15 protein-coding genes and 2 pseudogenes are annotated in these 24,601 nt (G+C 68.7%); 3 read left to right on the forward strand and 14 right to left on the reverse strand.

Translation table 11 applies throughout. The features are described from left to right. Window positions 1-9: 9 nt before the first annotated feature. From OG241_RS24720 to OG241_RS24760, 9 genes and pseudogenes are all read right to left on the reverse strand, one after another. Entirely contained in the window at window positions 10-1,542 is a 1,533-nt protein-coding gene (locus OG241_RS24720; RefSeq protein WP_405817968.1) for a TIGR02677 family protein, read from the reverse strand. Window positions 1,543-1,742: 200 nt separating this feature from the next. Beyond that, the gene (locus tag OG241_RS24725; RefSeq protein ID WP_405817970.1) at window positions 1,743-4,529 is read right to left on the reverse strand and encodes a DEAD/DEAH box helicase; all 2,787 of its coding nucleotides are present in this window, start codon (window positions 4,527-4,529) and stop codon (window positions 1,743-1,745) included. Window positions 4,530-4,623: 94 nt separating this feature from the next. Next, complete coding sequence (locus tag OG241_RS24730; protein WP_405817971.1) at window positions 4,624-4,917, reverse strand: hypothetical protein; 294 nt, start codon at window positions 4,915-4,917, stop codon at window positions 4,624-4,626. A gap of 1,192 nt (window positions 4,918-6,109) precedes the next feature. Further along, window positions 6,110-6,391, reverse strand: a complete 282-nt coding sequence (locus tag OG241_RS24735) for a hypothetical protein (protein WP_405817973.1) — start codon at window positions 6,389-6,391, stop codon at window positions 6,110-6,112. 118 nt (window positions 6,392-6,509) lie between these two features. Beyond that, window positions 6,510-6,794, reverse strand: coding sequence for a S1 RNA-binding domain-containing protein (locus OG241_RS24740; RefSeq protein WP_405817974.1), 285 nt, complete (start codon window positions 6,792-6,794; stop codon window positions 6,510-6,512). After that, window positions 6,791-13,147: an RHS repeat-associated core domain-containing protein gene (locus OG241_RS24745; RefSeq protein WP_405817976.1), complete on the reverse strand. Its 6,357-nt coding sequence runs from the start codon at window positions 13,145-13,147 to the stop codon at window positions 6,791-6,793. The genes OG241_RS24740 and OG241_RS24745 overlap by 4 nt, the downstream gene beginning before the upstream one ends. A 110-nt stretch (window positions 13,148-13,257) precedes the next feature. Then, window positions 13,258-16,128 carry a LamG-like jellyroll fold domain-containing protein gene (locus tag OG241_RS24750; RefSeq protein WP_405817978.1) on the reverse strand — a complete coding sequence of 957 codons (2,871 nt, stop codon included), beginning with the start codon at window positions 16,126-16,128 and terminating at the stop codon, window positions 13,258-13,260. A gap of 398 nt (window positions 16,129-16,526) precedes the next feature. Beyond that, window positions 16,527-17,018, reverse strand: a complete 492-nt coding sequence (locus OG241_RS24755) for a hypothetical protein (RefSeq protein WP_405826913.1) — start codon at window positions 17,016-17,018, stop codon at window positions 16,527-16,529. Between the two features lie 58 nt (window positions 17,019-17,076). Beyond that, window positions 17,077-17,166, reverse strand: a pseudogene (locus OG241_RS24760) (transposase family protein); the annotation flags it as partial. Here OG241_RS24760 and OG241_RS24765 point away from each other — a divergent pair. Continuing rightward, entirely contained in the window at window positions 17,131-17,259 is a 129-nt protein-coding gene (locus tag OG241_RS24765) for a hypothetical protein (protein ID WP_281258711.1), read from the forward strand. The pseudogene OG241_RS24760 and the gene OG241_RS24765 sit on opposite strands and share 36 nt — an antisense overlap. A gap of 359 nt (window positions 17,260-17,618) precedes the next feature. After that, a complete protein-coding gene (locus OG241_RS24770; protein WP_405817980.1) occupies window positions 17,619-18,449 on the forward strand; it encodes an IS5 family transposase in 831 nt (276 codons plus the stop codon). Here OG241_RS24770 and OG241_RS24775 read toward each other — a convergent pair. The 4 genes from OG241_RS24775 to OG241_RS24790 all read right to left on the reverse strand — a co-directional run bounded on the left by OG241_RS24775 (window position 18,367) and on the right by OG241_RS24790 (window position 22,069). Continuing rightward, window positions 18,367-18,933, reverse strand: coding sequence for a hypothetical protein (locus OG241_RS24775; RefSeq protein WP_405817982.1), 567 nt, complete (start codon window positions 18,931-18,933; stop codon window positions 18,367-18,369). The genes OG241_RS24770 and OG241_RS24775 overlap by 83 nt on opposite strands. A 119-nt stretch (window positions 18,934-19,052) precedes the next feature. After that, window positions 19,053-19,766: a hypothetical protein gene (locus OG241_RS24780; RefSeq protein ID WP_405817984.1), complete on the reverse strand. Its 714-nt coding sequence runs from the start codon at window positions 19,764-19,766 to the stop codon at window positions 19,053-19,055. Window positions 19,767-20,735: 969 nt separating this feature from the next. Beyond that, window positions 20,736-21,212: a hypothetical protein gene (locus OG241_RS24785; protein WP_405817986.1), complete on the reverse strand. Its 477-nt coding sequence runs from the start codon at window positions 21,210-21,212 to the stop codon at window positions 20,736-20,738. Between the two features lie 53 nt (window positions 21,213-21,265). Continuing rightward, entirely contained in the window at window positions 21,266-22,069 is an 804-nt protein-coding gene (locus OG241_RS24790) for a polymorphic toxin-type HINT domain-containing protein (protein WP_405817988.1), read from the reverse strand. 21 nt (window positions 22,070-22,090) lie between these two features. Here OG241_RS24790 and OG241_RS24795 point away from each other — a divergent pair. Further along, a pseudogene (locus tag OG241_RS24795) lies at window positions 22,091-23,307 on the forward strand (tyrosine-type recombinase/integrase); the annotation flags it as partial. 695 nt (window positions 23,308-24,002) lie between these two features. Here the strand turns inward: OG241_RS24795 and OG241_RS24800 are convergent. Continuing rightward, entirely contained in the window at window positions 24,003-24,590 is a 588-nt protein-coding gene (locus OG241_RS24800) for a hypothetical protein (RefSeq protein WP_405817990.1), read from the reverse strand. Window positions 24,591-24,601: the final 11 nt, after the last annotated feature.

Consider the following 24,601-nt stretch of genomic DNA (forward strand, 5'->3'; position numbering starts at 1 on the left):
CGGCCTCGCTCACGGGGTGACCTCCAGGCGCAGCCCGTCGAGATGGAGACGGCCGCGCACCGTGTCGACGGTGGTGAAGCCCTCGGCGGGGGTGAGTGTGAGCCGTACCCCGTGGGCAGAGCCGGAGGCGGCGGTGACACGGCGGCTGGCGGGGACACGGGCGGCGAGCGTCACGTCCAGCAGGGCGAGCAGGGCCCGCGTCTCCGGCTCGTCGAGCGTCCGGCCGTACACGCCGTCCGACGCGAGGGAGTTCGCGGCACCGCGGCGCTCGGCCTGTTCCTTGAGCTGCTCGGCGCGGAGCAGGGCCCGCCGCTCGTCGTCGCGTTCGATGCGGCCGGGGCCGTGCAGGGCGGGGGTGCGGCCGGACTGGACGAGGGTGCGGGCGAGTTCGACCGGCTCGGCCTCCCACCAGGACGTACGGGACGGGATCCGCTCGGGGTCGGCGTACGGGACGGCGATGTGGCGGGGCGCGCCGAGCCCGAAGACCGCCTGGAAGAGGGCGTGTGCGTCCTCGTCGCTCTCGCAGGAGGTGAACCACTGGGCGAGATGGCGCAGTTGGCTCTCCCGGCTCACCCCGCCCCGGCGGGCCTCGGTGACCCGGCGCAGCAGGGCGAGGACGGAGCGGATCGCGGTGACGGTGGCGTCCTGCAGCCGCTCGGTCTCGCTGTGCTCACGCTCCGCGAACCAGTGGACGATGCCGTCCCACCGGTGCCGCCAGTCCGCGAGGCGCTCGGCGGGGCTGCGGAAGAGCCGCTCGTCGGCCTCGGCCGCGTACTCGATCATGCGGTCCACACCGGTGGCCGCGGCCTTCTCGACCGCCTCGGCGAGCAGCGGGGCGTAGCGGCCGAGTTCGGCGGTGAACTCCCGCATGTGCGCGAGGAGCGCGTCCTTGTGGGCGAGGAACACCTCGGGCCGGGTGTCGTTGGTGCGCGCCAGGTCGCCCAGCATGAGGTAGAAACGGGCGGCACGCTGCGCCATCTCGTTCAGCACCGAGTCGAGACGGCCGAGCTTGCGGTACACCTCCTCGCCATCGCCGGCCGTGTTGGCCTCGGCCAGCGCTCGCAGGTCGCCGAGGATGTCGGGGAAGACGAGGCGGGAGAGCTGGGCGTCCTCCAGGCTCGCGCCGAGCACGTCCTCCACGGCCCGGTACGCCCGGTACCCGGCCTGCGTGAACTGGTACACGTAGTGGCGGTTGCGGTACTCGGCGAGGTTCGCGGCGCGCGTCCCGTCGTACGACCGGTCCAGGACCTGCCACTCCGCGAGCGCGTCGAGCAACGGCTGAACGCCGGTTGTACCGCCGACGGCGCCCGCGGCGGGATGGTCGGCGGCGAGCCGCTCCAGCAACCCCACCACGTCCGAGGCGTGCAGCAGTACCTGGTAGTTGGCGCGTCCGCGGTCGAAGGCCCGCAGCAGCCACAGGTACTCGTGACGCTTCTCGGCGGCGGCGAAGTGGAACAGCCGCAGCCGGTCGTCGAGGGAGAACGCGTCGATACCGAACGCGCCCTCGTCGACGGAGGCCGGGACGTCGAACTCGTCGCTCACGGAACCGTGGGCTTCCCTTCTCCCCTGTTTCGGCCGGTGCACGTCCGGCCGGACGTGCACCGGCCGATCCACACCAGTCTGCCGCACCCCGATCGGTGCGTGTGAGCCGCTCCTCGGCCCATGCCACTTGTGCTACCGTGCGCCCGTTTCACGCTCCCTGCCGGGCGGTGGCCGCCGTAGGAACCCGCCCTGCGGTCGGCTCAGCGGCGGATCGCCGCGTACGCCCCGAGCCACCCCGTCCCCAGCCGGTCACCGCCGCTGGTAAAGACAGCCGCCCCACTGTTGCCGGCCGAGTCGTCCGACGGGTCGTCGGGCGGCAGGAGCAGGGTGGTCGCCTCGCCGTCGCCGCTGTGCAGGGTGGTCGTCGCCCCGTTCCACAGCCGGATCACCGCTCCCGGCGGCGCCGCCACCCGGACCTCGCCGTCGTCCTCCCGCAGGTCCAGGCGAACCCCGGTGGCACGCTCCGCGAGCAGCGCGCGGTAACGGTCCGGGGGCAAGGCGCAGTCGTTCGGCGGTGTCGTCCCACTCCAGTCGGGGGCGTCGACGCCGCGGGCTCGGGCCGCGCGCCACATCCGGGGAACGAGATCGGGCGCGAGCGGGGCGGTGGCCATCCGCTCGCACATCCACAACAGCCGTCCGGCCCCACGGCCGGGCCCCAGTGCGCGCCACCGGATGCGCTGGGCCAGGTCACCGGCGACGACGGCCGCCCACGGGTGAACCGTGCCGAGCGGGCCCTGCGCGCCGAGCCAGGCCAGGTAGCGCTGGGCCTCCTCCAGGATGCCGGTCATGGAGTCGACGGGGATGCCCAGCACGTAGCCAGGACGACCGCGGAAGAGGCCGGGGCGGTCGGCGACGAGGTGGAGGACCGCGCGGGCGAGGTCACCGGGCACCGGCTTCGGCTCGTCCCACGCAGGCTCGTCGGTCTCCTGCGGCTGCTCCTGTTCCTGCTCCGCCTCGCGCAGGACGCGGCGCAGCGCCGCGCGGGCCCGGTCGGTGAACGGTGCCTGTTCCAGCACCGGGAGGCGGGTGCTGAGCAGGGCCGCCAGCGACCGCTCGGCGGTGAAGGCATCTTCAGGTACCGGGGCCTCTCGCACTGCGGTGGCCAGGTCGTCGGCAAGGGCGGCGTCCACCATGAAGCGGCTGGTCAGCCTGCCCAGCGGGCTCGTCTCCCAACGGTCCTCGCCGGCGGGGGCGCGCAGACAGCCCGCCGTCGTGAGGAACGCCGCCGCCTCACGCAGGGGTTCAACACCGGCGTGTCCCTGGTGCGCGGCCAGCGTCCCCGCCCACCACCGCTCCGCCTCCTCAACCGTGGACACCCGTTCCTGGACGGCCTCGGCGAGGAGGTGGTCGGGCAGGTGGTCGCCCAGCCGTGACCGCACCGTGTATCCGGCGGCGAGCCGGGCCTGCCAGTGCGCCCGCTCCCCCGGGTCGGCGAGCAGGAACGCCCAGCCCTCGCGCTCCCCGGCGCCGATGCGGCCGGCCCGTCCGAACATCTGCTGGACCATGGACACCTCGACGCGGTCCAGGCCGATGGTGGTGTCAGCGACGATCACGGCCCGGGCGGGGAGGTTGACGCCCGCGGCGACGGTGGAGGTGGCAACCAGGATGTCCGCCTCACGGGTACGGAAGGCCTGCTCGGCCTCCCGCTTGTAGGGCCAGTCCCGGTAGTGGAGCCGCACCCCGGCCTTGGTGCACAGCCGCTCGACGAGTTCGGCGTCGTCCGCGTCCACGCCGACGGTCGCCGCACCACGGTCGGCGGCCAGCGCCAGCGCGGTCGCCCGCACCCGGCGCTTGCTGCCGCAGAACACCAGCACGCTGCCGCCGTCCGCACCGACCCCGCGGGCGATCCGTACGGCGGCCTCGGTGCGTACGGCGGCCCTCGCCGCCCAGTCCGCCTCGTCCGCCGTCAGCAGGACCGGCAACTGCCAGGTCAGCCGGGTGGGCCGCCAGGCCGTGCGGACCAGGCGGGCGCCCAGCCACTCGGCCACCTCATCCGCGTTGGCGACCGTCGCCGACAGCCCGACGATCCGCGCGCCCGCACCGTCCTCCCGCACCCGCGCGAGCAGCGCCTCCAGTACGGCCCCACGCACCGGATCACCGAGGAGATGGATCTCGTCGACGACCAGACAGCCCACCTCGGCGAGCGCGTCGCGCAACGATCCCGCACGGCAGATCGCCTCGAACTTCTCCGTCGTCGCCACCCACACATCGGCCGCCCGGATCAGCCCGGCGTCCACGGCGGCCTCCCCGGTCAGCCGCACCACGCGCAGACCCCGGCGCCGCCACAGCTGGAGCTCCCGGTCGAGTTCGTCGGTGAGCGAGCGCTGCGGCACCAGCCAGGCGGCCTTCTCGCCCCGGGCGTGCGCGTCCAGCGCCGCGACCATGCCGATCGGGGTCTTGCCCGCGCCGGTGGGCGCCACCACCACCAGATGCCCGGTGCCCTCCCGTACGACGGGAACGGCAGCCGCCTGGGCCGGGTTGAACGACGGATGCGGCAGCAGCGCGGCCCACTCGGCGGGCACCAACTCCCCAACGGGCACGTACGCATCGCCGTCGTCCTCCGGCAACTCCCCCAAACCGTCCCACTGCGCGGCGAAGGCATCCCTGGCCGCCACCGCCCAGGGACCCGCGGCCGGGACAGCGCCACCCGGACCGACCGCGACCAGATCCGTACGGCCGCCCAACTCATTGACCGTGCCGATCTCTTCGGCCTCTTCCCAGTAGCGGCTGACCCGGTACGGGACGCCACGTTCCGCGAGCCAGGCCCGCAGCCCGTCATATCCCGGCCCCTCGGGCAGGATCACCCGCACGTCCTCCGCCGCCGCGACCGCCTCCTCGGTGGGGCGCCAGTCCGGATCGGTCACCTTGCACCACAACAGAGCCCGCTTCTCGGCCTGCTCCGGCACGGCCAGGTCGTCCGGCCACGCCGGAGGGTGTCCCCCGCGCATCGCCCCGGGGAACTGCCCGGGGACGCGGACCGCCGTCACGCTGCCCCCGGGACCACTCGGGCAGGACCCCGGCGACACGGCCATGGCCGCCGAAGACGCGGCCGTGAGCTGGTCGTACGTCTTCACCCCCAGGTCAGCGAGACTGAACGCGGTGGGGCAGCCCGGACAGACCAGCGCGGCATACCGGTACACCCGCCCCCCGCGACTCGTACGGCCTGCGCAGCGCGTGCAACTCCCCCTCGCAGACGGGACAACGGCGCTCCACCCGTTCCTCGTAGACCCAGCCGGGCTCGAAGAACCGCGCCGGGAGCACCCCGCCCAGGGCGACACCCCACCGCCGCCGCACCACCTCGGTCACGGACCCTTCCGCGCCCGTCCCCGACTGTGCCGGGACACCCCCGTCCGTCACTCCGTCCGCGCCGCGCATACCCGCGACTGTGGCATGTCGTGATCCACACCCGCAGGCGGTTCCCACGTCTTCCACCACTACGGGTTCCACACCCATGAGCGCGGCCTGCGCCCAACGGCCAAGGGAGTCACGGCCTCGCCGCGGACGCCTACGGATGACGCCTTGTCGAGCGGACACGACAGCACGGCGCCCTGACCGGTATCCGCCGAGCCCAAGCCATCCCGCACCGTGCACCGACGCCGCACAGTTGGGCCCCGGCTGGATCGGCCGTCACGGCTGTTGTCGTAGGTCGCGAGGTCCAGGGCCGACGGAGCCGAGGCCGCCAATACGGTCGCCGGCGCGGTCGACGCGGGCGGTCACGCGTACACGACCGCGCAGGCGGCCGAGGACGCCGGAGCCTCCGAGCAGCAGGTCGCCGCACCGACCGACGACGCGATCCAGCTCGGTTCGCCCTACGGGGACGGCCGATAGTGAAGCAGCACGTCGTCGTCCACTCCCCACGGAAACCCGGCCGGCCGCGCGATTGTCTGGATGGCACAACTCCCATGCGAAAACCGCGAGGCTGACCGAGGATCCATCTGCACGACCTCTGCACGCCTGGCCACCAAATGGCCACCAGCTCGAACCGGACGGGGCCGGGAAATCGACAGTCATGAACAAATGCCGAGGTCACAGCCCCGCGATCCGCTTCCGACACTGGCCGTCAACGTCCGACCTACGCATTGCGATGCACAGACCGCACGCGCCCGATCGGACCGAATTCCAAGGTCAACAAAAACAAAAAACCCCAGGTCAGAGGCCTGACCTGGGGTCCACCATGGAGCCGCCTTCGGGATTCGAACCCGAGACCTACGCATTACGAGACCGTGAGGGATCGTGTTGCGTGGTGTTCCGTCGTGCTGTCCGGTGACGTTTGTGCTGATCAGAACATGTGCGGCAGGTTGACCGGTGCTCCTTCGTGTTGCACCGTCCAAAGGCGTCTGTCCACCGGCTGTCCACCGGCGGAATTACTGAAGAGCCGCCAGAAAGAGCGCCACGAGCGCGCAACCCTATCTGCCCAGAGGGCTGGCAGGACGATCAGGAGCGTTGCCGATCCCCTACAAGTGCTTCTCCCTTCCTCAGCTCGTTCATCCAGCAGCAGGTTGGCGTCACGGCGGTCGCCGGGAAGCTCGTCACACATGCTTCCCGGCGACCGCCGCTGTCCGGAAGGTCAGGAGGAGAGATCCCGCTGTTCCCTGATCCTGCGCAGGCGTTCCACGACAGGCACCTGTCCCGGGGGCCTCAGGATGAACTTGCGCTTCATCTCGTCGAAGACACTCAGATAGCAGGACACCCGATCTCCCACCTGGTAGTTGTCGTCATCCTCGATGTAGAGGACGTCGATGAGGCCAACGTGTGACAGCCCCAGGTCCACGATGACTCCCCAGCGGAAGACGGCGATGGCCTCACCCTCGACGAGGGTCCCCATGAGACCCATCTCGGTTTCGCTCACCTCACCACCGGTCACCGCTTCATCATTCTCAAGGGGTAGGAGTTGAGGTACCACTCACACGGCGATCGCCGGGGAGCTCGTCGTACGCGCTCCCCGGCGATCGCCGTTCTCCGGAAGGTCAGGACAGGAGACCTCGCCTGCGCAGGCGTTCCGCGACCGGTACCTGCCCCGGGGGCCTCAGGATGAACTTGTTCTTCATCTCGTCGAAAACGCTCAGGTAGCAGGACACGCGGTCTCCCACCTGGTAATTGTCGTCATCGTCGATGTAGAGGACATCGATGAGGCCGTCCCGTGACAGGCCCAGGTCCACGATGACTCCCCAGCGGAAAACCGCCGTGGCCTCTCCCTCGACGAGGGTCCCCATGAGGCGCATCTCGGCCTCGGGTACCTCGGGGTTGGTCATAGCTCGTCCATCACTCTCAGTGGATATGAGTTGAGGAGACCGAACATCTCCTTGGGGATTCCGACCTCGGCGCGTGGAGTTCCATCGTACGAACCGACGAACTTCTCGAAATACTGGTCGAAGTCTGCCCTGGGGATCTTGATCTCCAGGACTGTCCCATCGTAGGCACCCCGCCCCGCATAGTCCTCCGCGATGCCCAGCCCCCTGTCGCCCAGGCCGAAGTAGGCGGCGCCGTCCGGGTTCTGGCCCTTGCTGCCCGGGTAATCCTCGGGCTTGAAGCCCTCCTCCTTAATCTTCTTGGTCTGTCCCTTGTACGGAGCCTTGTAGATGTAGACGTTGTCCGGATCGTCGTCCTTCTTCGGCCTCGCGGGCTTGTCGGCGTCCGCCTTCTCGCTCTTCTTCGGACCGTCGGCCTTCTTGGCCGGCGGAGCCGGCTTGGGCTTGGCTGGCGGAGCCGGCTTGGGCGGGGGCTTGGGCTTGGGGGTGGACGGCGGCGTTACGTTCTCGGCGTTCTTGACCGCGTCCTTCGTCTTCTCGGCCGCCTTGACGGTGTCCGTCGCCGCGTCGACCGCGTCCACGGCCTTGTCGACGTACCGCGCTCCCTTTGCAGCGGTCGCGCCGTAGCCCGCGATCGGGATCGCCGAAGCGTAGGACAGACCCGCGTCGATGTAGTTGCCCTCGGCCGTGTACCAGACGCCGTTGAGGAGGTCGGCCGGCTCACCGAAGCCGGGCACCAGGCCCACGAGGTCGAGGCCTCCGTGGCCGATCGGGCTGAGCCAGGACTCCCCCCAGTACAGACCCGTCGGGTCCGGGAAGGCCAACGGGTTGTTGCGGCCATATGCGTAGGCGTTGAGGTGCTGCGGGTCCGCGAGGTTGAGTTTCGGGTCCACGGACACGAAGCGGCCTGCGGCCGGGTCGTACGCGCGTGCGCCGAGTTGGATCAGGCCGGTCGTCGCGTCGGCCGTGCCGCCCACGAACGACTTGTCACCGGGCCACGCACCCGCCGCCGGCTTGGCTCCCCGCACTTCACCGAAGGGCAGGGTGCGGCGCTGGGTGATCGCCGAGTCCGCCGCCTTGACGGCGATTTCCGCGGTGCCGTTCTGGCCGCCGACCAGCCAGGTCACACCGGTCGGCGTCCGCACGGCGATCTTCTGGCCACCATGTGAGTAGTAGCGCGTGCCCGACACGGAGTTCTTCGCCGTGTCGAGGCGGATCTCCTGGCTGCCCAGGTACAGCGTGACGGCGCCCTTCTCCTTGCGGAGCAGGCGGCTTCCGTCCGGGCCGTACACGTACGAGGTTTTGTTCGCCTCGTCGAGGGTGTCGCCGGACAGGTAGGGGGTGACCGCGCCCAGGCGGCCCTCCTCGTCCCAGTCCAGCTTCTGGTCGACCGCCGGGGAGAGGTCCGTCGCCGCCTTCGTGCGGCGGACGGTGTTGCCCGCCTCGTCGTACATGAAGGACTGGGCCGCCGTCACTTCCTTCGCCGACGAGCCCGACGTGGCCGTGCGGACCTCCGCCGACTTCAGCCCGTGGGCGTGCGGCTTCCCCGTGCCGTTCGGCACGTACGCCGTCGTCTGCGTGATCGCCGCGTCCCCGGTCGTGCCGGTCGCGTGGCGGGCCTCGCCGGTGCGGTTGCCCGCCGTGTCATACGCGTAGGAGTGCCAGTACGGGGCCGCGCCGCCGACGGTCGCCTCACCGGCGCTCGGCGCGCAGCCGGTGGCCGTCTGGGTCCATGCCTCGGTCAGGCGGCGCAGGTAGTCGTACGTGAAGCACTGGACGTCCGCCGTCTTACCTTCGGGTGCGTCGGCGATCTTCTGGATGTTGCCGGTGGCGTCGTAGCCGTAGGTGATGTCGGAGTCCGGAGTCTTGACGATCTCCCGGTCGATGCGGGCGCGCTCCAGGCGCCGGGTGCCCTCCTCGTAGGTATTGGTCAGCCAGGTGTACTTGTCCGCGCTGGCGGTGCCCAGGGTCAACTGGAGCATCTCGCCGTAGTTGGAGTAACGGGTCTCGCGGGCGTAGTCCGTCGAGCCACCCAGAGTGAAAGACGGCAGACCGGTCGCCGTGTAGCCCGTGGTGATCGTCTCCGCCGGGAGACCGCCGGCCGCCGGGAGCCCGACGTCGTCGATCGAGCCGTCCGGCTTGTACGACGCCGTCGCCGTGTACGTCCCGGCCAGCTTGCCCTCGGAGGCGGGGACGGTCACCGAGGTCTTCGTCGGGCGGCCCGCCACGTCGTACGCGTCGACCGACGAGACGTAGCCGTTGTCCCCCACCCACTTGGTGGCCGAGGCAAGACGGCCCTTGCCGTTCGGCACGGTGGCGCTGTCGTACTCCCAGGTCGTCAGCTTCTTGTCGCCGTTGTACAGCGACCGCTGACGGCCCAGCTTGTCGTAGTTGAAGGTGAGGGTGATGTCCCGCTGGTTGCGGACCGTCTTCACCTGGTCGAGATCGTTGAACGTCATCCACGTCGTGCCCGCGTCCGGGTCGACCGCCTGGGTCTGACGACCGCGCACGTCATAGCCGTACGACCAGACGTTGCCCGACTCGTCCTTGACCTCGGCGAGCCGACCCGCCGCGTCGTAGTCGTACGACGTCGTGTCCGCCGCGCCCGTGGGCGACGAGGCCTTGAACTCCAGGACCTTGGTCGTCTGCCCCTGCGCGTCGGTGTACGTCGCGGAGGGCGTGGCACCGGCCGGCGGGTCGACCGTCATGTGGTCGCCGTGGTACCCCGTCTTCGTGCGCCACTTCTCGGTGCCCGCGACCCGGAAGATCGAGTCCGTCGCCCGGCCCGCGGCGTCGTAGACCGTCTCCGTCTCCCGAGGTGTCCCCTCGGACGCGTCCACCACGTTCACAAACGTCGTACCGACAGCCGCCGTGTTGTAGAACGGGCCGATCTCCTTCACCGCCAGCCCACGGCTGTCGTACTCGGTGGTCGTGATGACACGGCCCGAGTTGGCGGCCGGGGTCTGCGTCTGGCGCGGACGCATCAGACCGTCGCTGAGCTGATGGCTGGTGGCCACCGAGCCGTTCGGCAGCAGCGACTTCGTCGTGGTGACGACGGGCGCGTTGTTGCGGACCAGGTAGGCGTATTCGAGGCTCGCCGTGTCGGTCGCCTTGGCGCGGCCCGGGAGCCAGACCTTCAGCAGACGGCCGAGGGCGTCGTACTCCAGGTCGGTGCGCTGCTTGTTGGCGTCGACCGTGGCCGTGACCAGGCCCCAGCGACGGTCGACCGCGGAGGTCGTGGTGTTGCCGAGCGGGTCCTCGACCTTCATGCCCGTGACCGGCCCACCCGTCACAGGCGTGTACGTCGTCTTCGTCGCGTTGCCCGCCTGGTCGGCGGATTCCACGACACGGCCGTGCACGTCGTACCTGGCTGTCGACGTCGTCACGTACTGCGGGGTGCCGTCGTCCGCGTACCCCTTGACCTTCTCGCTACGCACCACATCGCCCTTGGTGGGCGTGGTCCCGTACGTGTCACGGTTGTCGTACCAGGTGCGGACGTCGGAAATCGCCTCGCCCTTGTACTCAGTCGGCGCGCCGTCGTCGCAGTTGACCGGGACGACCGTGACGCGCTTGAGCAGGGTGAGCAGGTTCGCGTCGGTGTTGCGGTTGTACTCGTTCGTCGTGCAGGTGTCGTCGTCCTCGACCGCCAGGTCGCCGGAGTCGGAGGAACGGACGAGCATGCCGTACGAGTCGTAGAAGTGCTCGATGGCGGCGCGGCGGACCTTGCCGTCGTCGAGGGCGGTGCGGGTCTTCACCGACTTGACGGCTGCGTAGGACGCCTCGTCCCTGCCCTCGGTCGCCGTGGGCTCGGACTTCCAGGGCGTGCTGACCGAACCGGTCACCTCCGCGCCGCCGTTGAAGCTCCGCTGCTCCACGACGAAGCCTTGGTGGCGGGCGTCGTCACGGATCTTCGTGCCGTCGGAGGCGGTGACCGTGACGGACTTGGTGCCGCCGGACTCCTTCTCCCGGTCGCCGTCCATGCCCTGGAGGTAGGTGGTCTCCGCGCGGAGCTGCTTGCTGCCCGCCTCACCGGTCTTCATGGTGACCTGGCGGAAGCCGCGCCACTGATTCCAGGTCTTCTTCTTGGTCTTGACCAGCTCGCTGTCGTCGAAGGCCCAGGCGGCGCCCGCGTAGTCGTACGACGTGACCTTGTTGGGGCCGGTGACGGTGACCTCGTCCTCGATCACCGTGTCGACGACGAACTTGTGGAACCAGTCCTCCTTCTCCCCGACCGTGCCCTCCTTCGACCAGAAGGACGGCATGCACCGCTTGGTGTTGGTCTCGGGGGTCGGGAGGTTCGACGGGGTGCACTCGGTCGGCTTGTAGTTGACCGAGATCGTGCCGCCGGTCTCCGACTGGATGGCCCGGATACGCCACTTGTACATGGGCAGCCGGTCATCGGAGCCGGTGTCGACGCGGTTGGCGTCCTGCCGCTCGTAGAAGGTGACCTTCGGGAGCTTGTTCGCCCCGTCCTTGCCGGAGTGCGTGACCGACTCCAGCCACAGGGCCGGCGCGTGCGTGGTGTCGGCGCTCTGGTACTTGTGCGCCAGGTCCCACTCGTCGACGTCCCCGTACGTCTTGCCGTCGGAGCCCAGGACCTGCGTGGTGACCTTCGCCAGCCGCTTGCGGGAGAAGAAGGTCGGGGACCACTGGTCCTTGCACTCAGTGTCGGAGGTGCAGATCTGCTCGAACGGCACGTCCGGCCAGCGCTTGGCCGTGGACTCCTTCAGGTCGGCCGGCTCACAGTCAGCGACCGCGCCCGTGCAGCGCTCGGCGACGTCGAAGACGACCTGCGAGGGCGCGGCGGTGGTGTTCTCCTTGCCCTGCTGCTCGCCGTACTCGATCCGCTTGAGCCAGCCGCCGCGGTCGTAGGAGACGACCTTGTCACCGCGCACACTGTCGTACTTGTTGCTCTCGGTGCCGTAGTAGTACGTCATCGAGTTGCCATGCACGTCGACGACGTAGTCGAGGTTCCAGCGCCAGGCCTGCTGGCAGCGGGAGTCCTTGAAGGTGTCCGCGTGGCAGGGCTCGTCCTTGTCGTCACCGAATACCGGGACTTCGAGGGTGGCGCCGGTGTTCTCTGTGTCGGCGGCCTCGGACTCGCGCTTGCCCTTGCCGAAGTGGTAGCGGGTGCCGTCGGTGGTGGTGACGACCCAGTACTCGTCGTTGTTGTCGGAGTTGAAGCCGTCGTACTTACGCTCGATACGGGTGCCGTCGTCCTGCTTCAGACGCCACTCGTCCTTGGCCTTCTTGACCAGCTCACCAGCCCGGCCGCCGAAGTTCATGGTGGCGTTGTCGGAGTGCCAGCACAGGTCGTACTTCTGCGACCCGGCCTCGTCGTGGCCGTCCTCCGTGCAGGACTGGTACGAGCGCTCGATGTAGCCGGCGGAGAGATCGAACCCCTCGCCGATCCAGGAGGTCTGGTTGTTGCTGGAGGCCGTACGGCCGTCCGTGGACGCCGAGTTGTAGCCGAGACCCAGCTGCGGGGACGGCCCCGCGATCGCAGGCGGTACCCGCAGCGGGTACTGCCAGGTGAAGCTGCCGGTCTGGGCGGCGACCTGCCAGGAGGCGGACGGGGCCAGCGAGGTCGCCGCGTACGAGCCGGAACCGCCCGCCGGTCCGGCCGCGACCGCCAGCAGCGGGGCCTTGGCTGCCGACAGAGCGGCCACGTCGGCGGTGAGCCTCTGCCCGCGCACGTCGTTGTCGGTCCTCAGCGGGATACTGGTGCGGCACTTGTCCGCCTTGGGCGTGGTCAGCGCGCAGGCGGGGAGTTCGACCAGGCGCAGCCGCTGGGCCCAGTCGCCGCCGTAGGCCTGGGCAAAGGCCGCGTAGTCGACCTCGACGGAGACCCTGCCGTTCGTGACCGACGTACGGCCGTCGGCGCGGGTCACCTTCAGCAACAGGCCGTCGATGCCCGCCTTCTGGGCGGCGGCGTGGCTGAGGACGTCGACCTTGGCACGGGTCGGTGTGGCGGCGGCCGTCGCTGAGCGGGTCACGCCCTTTGCCGGGCCGACGCGGACCGGTAGCGAGCCGGCCTTCGTGCTCGACCGCGCGCTCCGCATGCCGGAGCCCGCCAGGTCAACGGTCGCGCTGCCCGCCTTCGGCCAGGTGGCCTTGGGGTTCAGCGCTTGACCGAACCCCTTGGTGTGCTTGAGCGGGGTGACCTCGCCGTCCTGCTCGACGACCGGGGTGGAGGCGACGTCCTGGGTCTTCGGACGCCGCTGCTCCCGGGCATAGTCGGAGTCGTCGCCGAAGGCCGGGGTGCCCTGGAGCAGGGTGACAGTCAGGGCTGAAGTGAGGGTGATACCGAGGGCTTTGGCCCAGGGGTGCGTTCTGTGTCTGCGAGATGCGCGCATGCGCGCTCCCCCTCCCGTATGGGTGTGGAAAAGTGCCCCGGGTGCCCGAGGAGTTCGGGCACCCGGGTGGACGGCTCTGGTCAGGAATCGTCAGTGGTTGTGAGCAGTCGTCAGCTGTTCGCGAGCCGGAAGATCTCCGTCCCCGACAGCAGGCCGGGGACGAGGCGTACGTCGTCGATGTCACCGGCGAAGGGGTCGGACCAGTCGGCGCCGTACCGGGCGCGGCCGATGTTGAGACCCTTCGTGGCGTTCCAGACGTCGGTGACGGTGGCGCTGCCCTGCTCCTCGCCGTCGACGAAGAGCGTGAACCTCCGGGCCACCGGGTCGTACGTACCGGCCAAGTGGACCCACTTGTTGACGGTCGCGGGACGCTCGCTCGACGCCATGGCGCGTACGAGGTCGGAGTCCGCCGTGTCGCTGATGTGGCGGCCGAAGATCCAGCGCTTGTAGGCGGTGGAGTAGTAGAGGTTGAATCCGTTGCCCTGGCTGCCCGCCTGGCTGATCACCGAGATGTTCTTGGCCAGCGACGTGGGCCGCACCCACGCCGAGACGGTGAACGCCTGCCCGGTGTGGACGGCGGAGGCGGCGGTGGCATGGTCGGTGGTGCCGTTGAAGCGCAGCGCCTTGTCGGCCGGGTCGCTCGCGGAGTTGTTGCCCGCGACCCAGTCGGCTCCCTTGACCGTCAGGTCCCGGTCGTGGCCGGAGGCGTCGGGTGTGGTGGTGCCTGAGGTCTGGTCGAGGCCGTAGACGGCGGCGGCGCAGGTGTCGGCGAGGACGTCGGCGCAGGCGCGGTCGACGGTGAAGAAGTACTTCTCCAGCGGCCCCCGGTTGCCGGCCCGATCCACGCTGCGGACGTAGAGCACGTTCGGTCCGAAGGTGCTCGGCGCGACCTCGACGGTCGCCTTGCCGCCGAGAGCGGTCGGGTCAGCCTTGCGGGTGGGAGTGTCGTTGCCGAGGTCCCACTCGTAGAACTCGACGTCGTTCTTGAACACCGAGTCGGAGTTGCCGTTGGCGGAGAAGGTGAAATGCCGCTTGGTGCCCGCCGGGAGGTCGGCCTCGCCTGTCACCGGCTCGACGTGCGGCTCGGTGTCGGGCCGCTCCACGTCCACGACGAACTCACACCAGTCGGACCACGGGGAGTAGCCGGAGTTCTTCAGACTGCCGGTGGAACCGTCGTAGGTCTGCGCGCGCCAGCGGTAGCCGCCACCGTGCTTGAGCTCCCTGACGGGGATCTCCCGCTCGAACTTGCCCTCGTTCTGCGGTCCGTCCTTGCCCTCGTAGACGAGGGGCCGGCTCGTATCCTGGTCCCACACCTGGAACGTCGCGGTCAGGTTCTGGCCGCTGCCGTCGGTGTGCGAGTCGGCGTCGGTGCCGGTGACGGACATGCGAGGGGTCGCGTCCCGGATCCACGGCCGCTTGGTGTTGTCGGTGGTGCAGGTCTTCTCGTCCGGGTTGGTCAGCCGCTCACCGGTGGGCTTGTCCGGGCGGGTGTTGTACGTGACGACGAGCTTGGCGTTGTCACCCCGGAACCGCTTCCAGGAGTTGGGGTCGTCCTCGTCGGCGGCGCGCAGCGAGAAGGCGATCGAGTCCTCGCCAGCGGCCTTCTTACGGACGGAGGCGGTGAGGTTCTCGTTGCTCTCGTCGGCGTTGTCCGCGAAGCCGACCCAGCTCGCCGGCGCGTCCGGGCTGCAGCTGTCGCCCCGGCCGTACGCGACTGTCCTGTCGACCAGCAGGTCGCCGTCCTTGGGCTTGTTGTTCCAGTTGGTGGCGGAGTCGACACCCCCCTCGGCGACCATGTGCAGGTTGACGGCGCTCTTGGTACAGGAAAAGGCGAAGGTCTCGTAGACCTCGAAGACCGCCTTGGAGATGGTGCGGTTCTGCCAGCCCTTCGTGGCGAACTGGAAGTACATGCGGTTCGTGTACGGCGAGCCGCTGCACACGTAGTAGATACCGCCGATGGTCTTGGCCGAACAGCGGCCGACACCCTCCTCATCCTTGAACTTGTGGAACTCCGTGCTCGGATGCGAGCTCGACACATACAGCCACTCGCTCTTCGACATCCCGGCCTCGGGATCGATGTAGACCGGGAAGTCGGTGTCGGCGGCAGTGAGCAGGGCGCGGTCGGGCTCGACGGTGACGGCCGTCGTGGAGACGTCGAGGGTCATGTCAACGACCTTCGCGCCCGCGTCGGGAGCCTCCTGGGCCGGGGTGTCCGGGCCCGAGGCGGGGACGGCGTCGGCGGGGACCCCGGCGGTGGCGGAGTCCCACATCTTGGGTGCCTGCCCGCCGAAGACCCGCTCCCCCGAGGCGTCCACCGCCTGGAGGCCACCGGTCGGACTGGTGCCGAGTTCTAGACCCTCCGACCGTACGGGCAGCCGCAGTTCGGCCAGCTCCTCACTACGGGCCGCCTCCGGGGTCTTCACCTCCAGGACGTACGAGTAGCCGGTGACCGAGGCGGTCGCCAGCAGGTCCACGCCGGGCAGCACTTCGCGGTACTCGGCGGTGTCCCCGTCCAGAACCGGCTCGGGCAGCGGGGCGGGCCAGCGCAGCGTGAAGGATTTCCCCTCCTCGCCGAGCGTGACGAGGTCGGACGAACCGGCCGCCGCGAAGGCCAGGTCGACGACGGCGGCCTTGGGGCCGACCGTGCCATCCGGGCGACGTTCGAGAGTCGCGTCCGCCTTCTCCCAGCTACCGTCGGGCCGTTGGACACGCTGCGGCTGGACACTGGTCTCGCTGGTCAGCGAGCCGTCCGGGTTGGCGTAGACGAGCTCGTCCTCGGTGCGCTGCTGAATGATCTCCACCGGTTCGCCGGTCTCCGCGGCCAGTGCGAACGCGCCTGCCTCGGCCGAGGCAGGCAGCGTGCTGCCGGCCGCGATGGCCGGACTGATGACGGCGGGCAACGAGCCCATGACGACGGCGCCGCAAATCAGGGCGCCGAGTGTCCGGGCAGCACGAAGCCGCCGGAACCAAGGGTTGGTCATGCCCTTGTCTCCCCCCTCAGGCTCTCCCCAGAGCCCGCTATGAAATTGATGTGGCCATGTCGCATTGCAGTGGCGGAAGAAACGTATGGGACGCCCTTGACCAAATCAAGGGCATTTCGAGAGTGAGCCGCCCCACAGGCCGCTTCCTGCCGGTCGATCAGGTTCTCGGAGAACGGCAGAACCATGACCAGAGAAAGCACTACCGGCGCCATCCCGGGCGCACCACTGACCCCGAAGGCGGCAGTGAACGGCTCGTCGGCGAAGACCCAGGGATTGCTCGATGCATTTCGGAGACCAGGGGCGATGAGGGGGCCCTGGTCCGCATGGACGGCGCCTTCCGCACACAGCTGCCTGTCACCCCATGGCTTCGGCGTAGTCGGCGGGCGTTCGTTTTGTGATCACGCGAGGCCGAGGAGCGCGAGGGGTCGGCGGGCGTCGCGCGCGTTCTGGCGGAGGCCGGAGGCGATGTTCTTCACGCCGTTCATTCGCAGGGCGCCGACGGCAGGGTTGCGCCAGGTTGCCATGGCGCGGGGTGCGTTGCCGGTCCGCAGTTGGGAGGCGTCCTCGGCGAAGGTGGTGTCGCGGACGTGGTGCAGGACTTCGATCTTCCAGTGGTCGCGGATGAACTTCGTGAGCTGGGCGGGAGTGCCCTGCTCGGCGGTCGGGCTGGTGACCGCGTAGACGGTGGTGAGGGTGGTCCTGCCGGTCCTGCGGTCGGTTCGTCGGCGCTTGATCTGCACGGCCTGGCGGGCGCCGGGGAAGCGCAGGTTGCCCGCGGTGGCGACCTTGATGCGACGGATCTCGGCGCGGCCGTGGCCTGTGCCGTGGGTGCGGCCTTGGAGCGGGATGTCCTTGCCGCCGAGGCAGCACCGGATCAGGGCACACGCCAAGTCCCTCCAGTACCTGCGGTGGCGCGTCCGCGATCCACCCGCCGACTGCCAGCAGCGAAGTCGCCCCGGCCAGCACCGCGCACGCGGTCAGCGCAAGGACGACGGACAGGGCGTGCCGCACTCCGCGCGGATCGCGCGGGTCCGGCACCTGGGTCAGCCGCTCCAGCAAGCCGGGCACCTCGCCGGGGCCGACGTCGAGATGCTCTCGGAGCTGGTCAAGGGCGAGCGGGATCGCGGATGATGCGTCGGCAGGCACGGTCTTCCAGACAGGTCATGAGGGCGTAGAGCACTCCATGATCACGAGACCTTCCCGGCATCGTCCTCAGGTCAGTGCGTTGTGGCTAACCGGATTTCGTTCGAGGTGTGCGGCGCGGGTGATCATCTGGACAGAGGTACGGGTGCGGTCGCGGGCATGAAAGAACGGGCTCCTTGGTAGTGACGCGGTTACGACACCAGCACGACCAAGGAAGCCCGTTGCCCGATCAGTTGAGCAGCATCTCTGTGCCTGCGTCCACCGCGGTCACTCCTGGGTGTGACTGCTACGTGCACCGGTTCGGTTCGATCGCTCCAGGGCTGCGGGCACGCTGCTATCCCAGTGACATGACGGATGCGGAGTGGGCCGAGGTCCGCTCCGCGGTGCCGGTGCCGGCCTGGCTCCTCAAGCGGGGCGGGCGTCCGGAGGCGTACTGCCACCGCGAGATACTCGACGCTGTGCGTTATCTGGTCGACAACGGTGTGAAGTGGGCGGCTCTGCCGGTCGATTTCCCGTACTGGCGGGCGGTCTACGACTTCTTCCGCCGCTGGCGGTCCTACGACTACGTGCGTGAGCTGTACCAACGCCTGCGACGTTCGGCGAGGGAACGCTCAGGCCGCAACGCCGAGCCCAGTGCGGCAATCATCGACAGTCAGTCGGTGGACGCCTCCGAGACCGTGGGCGAGGATAGCCGCGGATACGACGGCGGCAAGTCACGTGACGGGCGCAAGCGCCACATCCTGACCGACACCGAGGGCCTGCTCCTCGAAGTCACCGTGACCACGGCCGATGTGCACGACTCCAAGGCTGCCCCCGCGCTGCTGGAGACGTTCATGGACCAGCCGGGCCGGCTGCTGAAACTGGTGTGGGTCGACAGCGCCTACCAGGGGCCGGCGCTGGCGAAGGCGTTCGCCCGCCACGGAGTCCGCATCGAGGTCGTGCGCCGCTCCGACGGGCAACGCGGATTTGTCGTACTGGCCCGCAGGTGGGTCGTGGAGCGCACGCTGAGCTGGCTCTCCCGCTCACGCCGCCTCAACCGTGACCACGAACGCCGCCCCGACCACCACCAGCAGATGGTGTGGTGGGCCGCCGTGATCAGGCTGTCCCGGCGCCTGGCTGCTGACGCTCCGCGATGGCCGGAGAAACGCCCCGGCCGACTGCTCCGGGCGCGGGCATGAACCGTCCGTCCTTCGCCCGCACCAGCCAGCCCCGCTTCTCCAGCACGTAGGCACGGTGACGGATCTTCTCCACCTCGTTCTTGATCTCCGCCTCCCGGCCCACCGCCCGCGTCAGCTCCACCCCGTTCACCGGCCCCGAAGCGGCCACCACCGCGGCGAACACCTCCTGATACAGGCCGCCGAGCACCTCCTCGCCCATGCCCGACCGCCACACCGGCGGCCGCTCGCCATGCCCCGCGCCGGGGCCGCCCGATCCCCCAGCAGCAGCCGCCCCACCATCAGAAGGCACGGAGACCGGCGTCTTCACCAGGCTCTCCCCGGCCAGCACCGACACGAGCTCCTCACGCCCCACCCGGGCCCGCTCGACTCGCTCCCGCGCGGCATCCACCTCCGCCTGAGCCTGCTCCAGGACCTCCGTCCAGGACTCCAGATCCTGCCTCGCCCGCGCCTCACGCTGTTCCATCAACCCCAGCACCGACGGCATCGCACCCTCCTCGATCAACAACAAGCCGTCCGCTGCCTGCCCCTACCCCTCCGCGATCATGCCCCGCAGACGACGAAGCCCCTGCTCATCGAACAGGGACTCCCTTTGCCACAACGCACTCACATCAACGCCGCAGCCTTGCCTGCCACCCAGGTCTGCCAGACATGACGGGTATTCGGCAGGTCAGGGCGGTCAAGGAGCCAGAGCACATACCCTGCATGGCACCGGGCCCACGGACTGTCGGAATCGGCTGCCCGATCGAGCCTGCCGCGCAGGCCAGCGCTGTCGACAGCCCGGGCAACCCGCACGTACTCGCGGTCCTTGCAGCGATACGCACGATGGACGACGATCTCTACCAGGTCGGTGAGCTTCGCCTTGATCGCCTCCTCCTGGCGAGCACGGGCCACCTCCCGGATCAGGCTCTCCTTCGTACCCCACGCCTTCGCATGCTGCGTCCAGTCCTGCGGGAACCTCGCTTCCCACTCCAGGAAGAGCAACGCGTAGGGCAACCCCGGCCAAGAGGCCAGATCCTCGCTCGCAGGGCGATCCCACAGCCCGTCGGGCAGCGAACGTCTCTGCGCCTGCTGATACCTCCGACGCGCCTTGAGAAAGGCCGGCTCCCGGTACTGCTCGTCCGCCCCCAGGGGCCGCGTCAGCCGCCATATCTCGTTGAACCGACCGAGCGCGTCCTCAACCTGCCTCCGTGCCTCAGCCAGATAGGCAAGCGCTGCGGTCCTCGCAGCCGGATCATCCGCTATCAGTCCGAACGCCCAACTCAGTCGCTCATCCCATAGACAAGCGTCGTCCGCACCAGTACCTGCCTCTTCAGCCACGCAGGAGATCATCCTCCAACACAGTCGGCTCGCTCCACCTGACGGTGCCGGCAGACGCAACAACTCCGAGGCGTACGTCCGTGGGCAGGGAACCGCCCGCTCACCCTCCTTCAGCTCACGTGATCACGAAACGGACGCCCGACGACTACACCGACGCCCTGCCTGTCACCCAACCCCACCACAACAGGTCAGGGCCAGCGGCTGCCCGAACGGGGCCACAGACGGAGCGCGATTGTCGAGATGCAACAACCATCACTCTCACTGCGAACCACCAATTTCACGGTTAGCCGAGAGCCGGTTTGCACGCTCGGCCACCACACGGCACCACGCCAATCCGAACAGCCCGAAGAGAGTGGCCACATGAGACAAAAGGCCAGCTCACAGCCCTACAGAGCGAAACCGCCACCGACTGTGAACCTCAGGCCTACGCATTGCGATGTACAGACCACAGGTGCCCCATTAGCCCGAATTCCAAGGCCAGCCAAAACAAGAAACCCCAGGTCAGAGGCACGACCCGGGATTCACTATGGAGCCGCCTTCGGGATTCGAACCCGAGACCTACGCATTACGAGACCGTGAGGGATCGTGTTGCATGGTGTTCCATCGTGCCGTGTGGTGACGTTGTGCCTGATCAGAGCACATGCAAGAAGTTGACCCGTGCCACACGAGGCTGCACCGTCCAAAGGCGTCCGGCCACCGGCCGGCCACCGGCCGGCCCGACTGGTGGCAAGAAGCAGGGCCATCGAGATGGTAGGCCTCCTACAAAATCTTCGTACGCGTGCCGGGTTCCCTGTAGGTCGCTCCAGAGACGGCCCCCTTCCAGCGTGGCCGGTGCAGACCCCGTCGGTCGCCGGTTCCATTACGCGACCGCTGACACCGGCGCCGTGTCAAGGCCTCTCCTCGCAAGAGCCCATTCGCCCTGCTCCAGGACACCATGCAGGCAGCTTCACATGGACCTCGGCTCGGGCGTCAGGACCGCATGGCGAGGCCCAGCCGGGCCGCGTCGTCGCGTCTCTGGCACAGTTCGTCGACCCGGGCCTCGACGAAGGCCCGGGCCTCGTCGAGGTCCAGGCCTTCGGCGTGGCGCCGGTACGGGGTGTGGACCCCGGCCGGCCACTCACCCATGCCCCGCTCCAGGTCGAGCCGGACGAACGCCTCCACCGCGATCCCCGACCCGGTGAAGGCGAGGGTCACGGCGAGGCGGTACTCGTTCGGCTCGGGATCCCGGGTCAGGTCCATCCACGTAATGCCGTGGTGGAGGGTCACCTGCGGCACCCCGTCCACGACGTCGAGCAGGACCTGCGGGCTGAGCTGCGTCTCGCCGTCCTCGGAGTCGCCGCTGAAGTCGAACGCCAGGAACGTCCCGAGCATGAACTCGGCGAGCTGTTTCTGGAAACGGTCCAGCGACAGCAGGAAACCGGCGAACTGCTGCTCGACAGTGGGCACTTGGACGCTCCTGGGTTCATGGACGACGAGGCGGTACGAGGAAGCGATGGCGGTCAGTCCGCCTTGAGAGTGAACAACACCCAGGCCTCCTTGTGGCCACCCGTCCCCTTGTTGATCTTCATGACCACCAGGGTGAGTTTGGTCGCGTCATGGACTCCGCTCGCGTTGGCCTTCCTGCCGATCACGGTCGTGCCGAAGTCGTGGGTGAACTCCTTTCGCGCGCTCACCGGGGTGGACTGCTTGCGGATCCAGTCGTTGATCTTGCTCAGGTTGGCCTGCACCGCCGAGTCGATGTTGGCCTGGGCGTCACCGGCGTTCAGGGACGAGGCCCGTCCGCCGGCGGTCGGATCGGTCGCAGCACGGTTGCTTAGTTCCTGGTCGGTCTTGCCGATGTGGTCCTTGGGATGTGCTCCCTGGACCCCGTGGTCCCTCTCCGCGTTCCCGCAGTTGTGCACCAGCACCGGCACCGCGCCGGCCTGGACCAGGTATGTGTGGATGTCGGCGACCGTCAGGTTGTGCACAGTGGCGGTACGGACCGTCTTGACGACGGTCACGACCTCGACCCGCACGCCCTTGTCGGTGGTGAGGGACTGCCCCGGCTTCAGATCCTTGGCGTCGACCCACTCGTGCAGCTCGGGTACCCAGAACGGGTGGCCGTCCGTCGCCGTCACCTTCGCCATGGCGTCGCCGCGGTCGCCGTCGGTGTCGACGGTGATCTCGACCAGGTTCTTCACGCCGTGGCCGGTGATGGCGGCGGTGACGGGCTTCGCCTCGGTGGCGCCAAACTCGGGGTCCACCGCCCGCACCTCGTCGCCGGGTTCGATCTCCTCGATCGGCTTCTCGATGCCGTCCGCCATGACGACGGTCGTGCCGGGGACGTCAAGGACGACGGAAGCCCCGACCGCCGCCACCGCAGGGCCCGCACCGAGCCCGAAGTGCGCCGCAAGGTGCGCGAGTTGGAGAACCTCCGGGACAAGGGCCGCGCCCCGAAGGCCGGCCGCAAGCCGACCGTCGAACAGTGGATGACCACCTACCTCACGGACATCGCGAGCCTGAAACTCAAGCCGCGCTCTCTTGACGACTACTGGTCCAAGACCCGAAACGACATCGTCCCCGGCGTCGGCAAGCACCGCCTCGACAAGCTCGCCCCCGAGCACCTGGAACGCATGTACCGCGTGATGCTCGACAACGGCCACGCGCCTTCCCACGTGGTCAAGGTCCACCGCATCCTCTCCCGTGCCCTGAAAATCGCTCACCGCCGCCGGATCATCGGCGAGAACGTGGCCACCCTCGTAGACCCGCCCACGGTCGACGAGACCGAGGCGAACCCGTTCACGACCGAGCAGGCAAAGGCCTTCCTGGAAGCCGCCGCCAAACGCCCCACCTTCATGCGCTGGTGTGTGGGCGTCGGCATGGGCTTCCAGCAAGGGGAAACCCTGGGGCTCCGGTGGGCCTACGTCGACTTCGACGCTGAACTGTTCAACCCCCAGTGGCAGCTTCAACGTCTCACCTGGCGCCACGGCTGCACGGACTCCAACGCGTGCGGCGAACGGCTCCACCGGTTCGAGCCGTGTCCGCCGGACTACCGGACGCACAGGAACTACACGCGCGGTTGCCCGAAGGGCTGTCGGCGGCACGCCACTACCTGCCCGGAGCGCAAGGGCGGTGGCCTGGTTTTCACCCGTCCGAAGACGAAGAAGAGCACGAACCCCGTGCCGATCCCGCCGCCGTTCATCCCCTACCTGTACGAGCACAAGAAGCAGCCGGAAGAGATGCGCGCCGCCGCCGGAGACGAGTGGCAGGAGTTCGACGCGCTCTTCGTCTCTACGACGGAAGCCGCCACACCGCCGGCACGATCCTCAACGAACTCGGGGTGGACATGCCCACAATCATGGACATCCTGCGCCACACCCAGATCAGCCAGACCAAGCGGTACGTCAAGGGCCGATCCCACCTCTCCAAGGACGCGATGCGCCGCATGGGAGACCACTTCATGCCCGCGCCAGAACCGGCGTCGGAACCCACTACTGAGACCGCAACTGAGACCAGGGACCGCAGGGCGGCGCGCGCTCAGCGCCGCCGACGGGTCCGGTAAAAGGAAAAACCCCAGGTCACGGCGAGTGAGTCCCAGGGTCTTCCAGAGCCGCCTTCGGGATTCGAACCCGAGACCTACGCATTACGAGACCGTGAGGGTTCGTGTTGCGTGGTGTTTCGCCGTGCTGTTTGGTGACGTTCTGCCTGATCAGAGCACGTGCAACAGATTGACCCGTGCCATCCCGTGATGCACCGTCCAAAGGCGTCTGTCCAGCGACTGTCCACCGGCCGGGCCCTCACCGGTCCGCCAGTGAGACTACCCCTGAGCTATCGGCGATGCGGCCGACCGGCCGGAGAGACGAGGGGAGGTCGCTGTGGGACCTCTACAAGTTATCCACCAGTGGGTTCCTCCTGAGCTTCCCCGGTAGCTCCCCACCCTGTCCGCTACCTCCCCGAGTCATGCCGAATCATCAGCGCCGAGACTGGCAGCAACCCATCCTGGGCCGCAGAAGAACTCTCGCGGTCCTGCAATGGGGCCGCTGGCCTCCGGGTCGGCATGACCGTACCCCCTACCGAAGGCATGACAATGCCGTGACTCTTTTGATGACCTTGTGAGGGTGGTGTCACCGGCTGTGCCGGAACAGGTCCGAGAGGTCGGACACCGACGTGGAGTAGACGGCGGGTGGGATGCTGATATCGGCCACGTACAGCTCGCCGGTGTGGAGGCTCTGCCGCCCTCCGCAGGAGCACGGCTCACTAAAATTCAGCGAGTTTGAGGACGAGCACCACGTAGAGGGAAATGGAGATCACCTGTAAGAGGAAGGCGATCACGGTGTGAACCGTGCGATGCCGACGTTCCCCGAGTCCGAGATGAGCCCGAGCGGCCAGGCTGACGCGCGGCCCACCGTGCGCGTCAGCACCGGTGCGTTGCAGCGCACGCGCCAGAGACCGCTGGCTTCTGACCGAGGTGAGGCCGATGCGCACACCGTCGCCGTCACGCACCACAACAGCGTGAAAAGCCCTGCCGCCACGGCTGAAGCTGGTGAGCAGCCGGACATCTCTGATGCGCGTGAGATCCACGGACCGCTCACCGGTCAGTGTTCGGACGGTCACGCGAGACATCGAACACCGGACCAGCCCGGTCTCCTGGCACAGCTCCGGTAGCAGGAGGAAACCGGCGAGTCCTCCGATCAGGGCGCAGATCACGGACACGACGACCGGAATCAGACCCGCCAGGGCAAACAGCCATGCCACAAAGGGCGAAAGGATGAGGAAAGCGGCACCGGAGCTCGCGAGCCGCGCCCGTGATCGGATCACGGCCGGTGCTGTCTGCGTGGAGTTCACGGGAGCAGCGT

Origin of the sequence: Streptomyces sp. NBC_01390, assembly GCF_045040105.1 — a bacterium.
Lineage (GTDB): Bacteria > Actinomycetota > Actinomycetes > Streptomycetales > Streptomycetaceae > Streptomyces.

What these genes read in the sequence shown, in the direction of transcription:
- OG241_RS24775 (WP_405817982.1), bottom strand. Translation starts at nt 18,933, where the DNA reads ATGCCGTCGGTGCTGGGGTTGATGGAACAGCGTGAGGCGCGGGCGAGG.
- OG241_RS24740 (WP_405817974.1), bottom strand. Translation starts at nt 6,794, where the DNA reads ATGACCAACCCCGAGGTACCCGAGGCCGAGATGCGCCTCATGGGGACC.
- OG241_RS24790 (WP_405817988.1), bottom strand. Translation starts at nt 22,069, where the DNA reads ATGGCGGACGGCATCGAGAAGCCGATCGAGGAGATCGAACCCGGCGAC.
- OG241_RS24770 (WP_405817980.1), top strand. Translation starts at nt 17,619, where the DNA reads ATGACGGATGCGGAGTGGGCCGAGGTCCGCTCCGCGGTGCCGGTGCCG.
- OG241_RS24745 (WP_405817976.1), bottom strand. Translation starts at nt 13,147, where the DNA reads ATGCGCGCATCTCGCAGACACAGAACGCACCCCTGGGCCAAAGCCCTC.
- OG241_RS24750 (WP_405817978.1), bottom strand. Translation starts at nt 16,128, where the DNA reads ATGACCAACCCTTGGTTCCGGCGGCTTCGTGCTGCCCGGACACTCGGC.
- OG241_RS24730 (WP_405817971.1), bottom strand. Translation starts at nt 4,917, where the DNA reads ATGCGCGGCGCGGACGGAGTGACGGACGGGGGTGTCCCGGCACAGTCG.